The 3,058-nt window shown below is 53.8% G+C and carries 4 protein-coding genes and 3 tRNA genes; all 7 read left to right on the forward strand.

The window, feature by feature from the left end; genetic code table 11:
• The first annotated feature begins 207 nt into the window (after positions 1 to 207).
• Positions 208 to 1,164 (forward strand): bifunctional biotin--[acetyl-CoA-carboxylase] ligase/biotin operon repressor BirA, encoded by a 957-nt coding sequence (birA, locus tag IB266_RS30365; protein ID WP_192264431.1) that lies wholly within the window; start codon positions 208 to 210, stop codon positions 1,162 to 1,164.
• Positions 1,154 to 1,903, forward strand: a complete 750-nt coding sequence (locus IB266_RS30370) for a pantothenate kinase (protein WP_092259524.1) — start codon at positions 1,154 to 1,156, stop codon at positions 1,901 to 1,903. The genes birA and IB266_RS30370 overlap by 11 nt, the downstream gene beginning before the upstream one ends.
• A 7-nt stretch (positions 1,904 to 1,910) precedes the next feature.
• Positions 1,911 to 2,366, forward strand: a complete 456-nt coding sequence (locus tag IB266_RS30375; protein WP_192264434.1) for a hypothetical protein — start codon at positions 1,911 to 1,913, stop codon at positions 2,364 to 2,366.
• 142 nt (positions 2,367 to 2,508) lie between these two features.
• A tRNA-Tyr gene (locus IB266_RS30380) sits at positions 2,509 to 2,593 on the forward strand.
• A gap of 24 nt (positions 2,594 to 2,617) precedes the next feature.
• A tRNA-Gly gene (locus tag IB266_RS30385) sits at positions 2,618 to 2,691 on the forward strand.
• Positions 2,692 to 2,717: 26 nt separating this feature from the next.
• A tRNA-Thr gene (locus IB266_RS30390) sits at positions 2,718 to 2,793 on the forward strand.
• A gap of 84 nt (positions 2,794 to 2,877) precedes the next feature.
• A partial coding sequence (locus tag IB266_RS30395) for a GTP-binding protein (protein WP_232201729.1) occupies positions 2,878 to 3,058 on the forward strand: 181 nt, incomplete at its 3' end.

Consider the following 3,058-nt stretch of genomic DNA (forward strand, 5'->3'; position numbering starts at 1 on the left):
AACTCAGAAGTGAAACGATGCATCGCCGATGGTAGTGTGGGGTTTCCCCATGTGAGAGTAGGTCATCGTCAAGATTAAATTCCAAAACCCCTATCTGCTGATGCAGGTAGGGGTTTTGTTTTGTCCGCAGGAAAGTCATTTTGTGTTTCTATGCAACTGTCTTGCGCATGGCTATCATGCGGGCCTCATTATCAGGGCGCAGTCCGCATGCTCACGTTGCTAAAACTTCTGAAGGATGGCCGCTTTCATTCGGGGCAAGCGCTGGGTGCCGCACTGGGTATCAGTCGTAGTGCTGTATGGAAGCAGTTGCAGCACTTGGAGGCGGATTTAGGATTGTCTGTTCATAAAGTTCGAGGTCGGGGCTATCAGTTGGCTAAGCCTCTGTTGCTTTTGGATGCGACAGAGATCTGCGCAAAAGGCCTTCATGAGTGGCCTGTCCATATATTCGACTCTATCGATTCCACTAACGCCGAGGCGCTGCGTTTCATCGAGCGCGGAAGCGTGGCGCCATTCATGGTTTTGGCTGAGCGACAGATAGCGGGTCGTGGTCGTCGTGGCCGTAAGTGGGTCAGCCCATTTGCCGAAAACCTCTACCACAGCCTGGTGTTACGCATTAGCGGTGGCATGCGACAAATCGAAGGTCTGAGCTTGGTTGTCGGGCTTGCGGTCATGCATGTCTTGCGCGATATGGGGATCGCGGCGGCGGGGCTGAAATGGCCTAATGATGTCTTGGTGGGTGAGAAAAAGATCGCCGGCATTTTGCTTGAATTGGTTGGAGATCCTGCAGACGTTTGCCATGTTGTCCTGGGCGTAGGGATCAATGTGAATATGCAATCGACTGATGAGGTCGACCAGCAATGGACATCCATGTGCCTTGAAGCGGGCAGGGATTTTGATCGAAATGAGCTGGTGGCCCGATTGGGGGTGAAGCTGCAGCAATATCTGGAGCTTCATCGCGTGTCGGGGTTTGTTGCGATCCAGTCGGAATGGGAGCAATACCATCTTTGGCAGGGGCGGGCTGTGTCTCTGATTGCCGGTGTTAATAAAATTGACGGCATTGTGCTGGGCATTGATCACCAGGGTGCGCTGCGTTTGAAGGTGGATGGTGTGGAAAAAAACTTTAGCGGTGGTGAGCTCAGTTTGAGGTTGCGTGATGATTCTTGAGCTCGACTGCGGCAACAGCTTTATCAAATGGCGCGTTCTGCGCCCTGACGGGATAACGCCGGTCGAGGGTGGTGTGGTCGGTTCTGACGACGATTTGCTCGCGAGCCTGAATGACGCGAAGAAGTTTCAGCTCAAGAAGTGTCGTCTTGTTAGCGTGAGGACCCAGGCGGAGACGGATTCATTGGTCGCTTCGCTGGTCGATGTGTTCGGGGTATCGGTAGTTCGTGCTGTGCCCGCCCGGGAAATGGCGGGTGTGAGAAACGGCTACGAGGATTACGAGCGGCTAGGCCTCGATCGGTGGCTGGCCTTGCTTGGTGGTTTTCATCTCGCTTCGGGGGCGTGCCTGGTGCTGGATTTTGGTACTGCCGTCACGGCCGATTTCGTGGCTGCGGATGGTGGGCATCTGGGAGGTTTCATTTGTCCTGGCATGCCTCTGATGCGTAATCAATTGCGTACCCACACGCGGAAAATTCGTTATGACGATATAGCGGCCGAGCGAGCCCATGAGAGTCTTGCTCCAGGTCGTGCGACTGTCGAGGCGGTCGAGCGCGGTTGCATGCTGATGCTCAGGGGGTTTGTCCTGACTCAGCTTGAATTGGCGGAGCAATATTGGGGAAAGGATTTCGTGGTGTTTCTTACTGGGGGGGATGCCAATCTGGTTTCCGGGGTCGTTCCAGATGCCAGGGTGGTACCTGACCTGGTTTTCGTTGGTTTGGCGATGGCCTGTCCTTTGTCTTGAGGTTTCTATGCGGTGGCTGTTCCTGTTGTTGCTGGTTTTGAATGTCTTCTACTACATCTGGCATCAGCAGGAGGCCCCGCTTCGCGCCAAGGATGTCACGCCGCTGAGCTTATATCGCGGGTCGCAGCAGGATATCCATCTCTTGAGCGAAACGGCGGATGCCCTTGTCAGGCGCGATTCGGCTAAGTCCGCTGAGGCGCCCAAAACATGTGTCTACCTGGGTGGTTTTGCTCGTCCGGAGCTGGCCAGGCAGTTGGAGCAGCGCCTGGCGGCTTTGGGGGTCGTAGGTCGCTCTGTGGTATCGAGCGCGCAAAATCTCCCTGAGGGAGGGGGGTTCTGGGTTCAGGTTCCTCAGGAAGGCGCGGGAAAGGTGAATGAAACGCTGCTCCAAAACCTTTCTAAAGAATTCAATGAGTTAAAACATAAAATAATGCCATGCGAAGGGGTTGCACCCGCAGGGTAGTTTGCATAGAATGGCGCCCGCTTCGCAGCGAAGACCTTTAAAGGTAAGCGATACGAAGCGAGGTCAACGCAGCTAACCTCAGGTTTTTAATGAGAAAATGCTTGACAGAAGGCTGGCATGATATAGAATGCCGGCTCGCTTAGGAGGGGTTCCCGAGCGGCCAAAGGGATCAGACTGTAAATCTGACGTCTACGACTTCGAAGGTTCGAATCCTTCCCCCTCCACCATTTTTAGCGTGAGCTGCAAGCTCCGCGGGTATAGTTTAGTGGTAGAACCTCAGCCTTCCAAGCTGATGATGCGGGTTCGATTCCCGCTACCCGCTCCAAGTTTGCAGATTGTGCAAAGTGTTTCGCTCTTGTAGCTCAGTTGGTAGAGCACACCCTTGGTAAGGGTGAGGTCAGCGGTTCAAATCCGCTCAAGAGCTCCATATTACAAGGCAGATATGCAAATATCTGCCTTTGTTTTAATGGCTTGTGTGACTCGCTAAATTCTTCTCCTAGGGGTGATTTCGATGGCTAAGGAAAAGTTCGAACGTAATAAGCCGCACGTCAACGTCGGTACCATTGGTCACGTTGACCACGGTAAAACCACGCTGACCGCTGCTCTGACCCGTGTCTGCTCCGAAGTTTTCGGTTCGGCCAAGGTTGACTTCGACAAGATCGACAGCGCCCCGGAAGAGAAAGCTCGCGGTA

It is taken from the genome of Pseudomonas sp. Pdm06, from assembly GCF_014851795.1.
GTDB lineage: Bacteria > Pseudomonadota > Gammaproteobacteria > Pseudomonadales > Pseudomonadaceae > Aquipseudomonas > Aquipseudomonas fluorescens_AA.

Bases quoted from the DNA above. Each gene is read 5' to 3' on its own strand.
- birA (WP_192264431.1), top strand. From the start codon at position 208: ATGCTCACGTTGCTAAAACTTCTGAAGGATGGCCGCTTTCATTCGGGG.
- IB266_RS30370 (WP_092259524.1), top strand. From the start codon at position 1,154: ATGATTCTTGAGCTCGACTGCGGCAACAGCTTTATCAAATGGCGCGTT.
- IB266_RS30375 (WP_192264434.1), top strand. From the start codon at position 1,911: ATGCGGTGGCTGTTCCTGTTGTTGCTGGTTTTGAATGTCTTCTACTAC.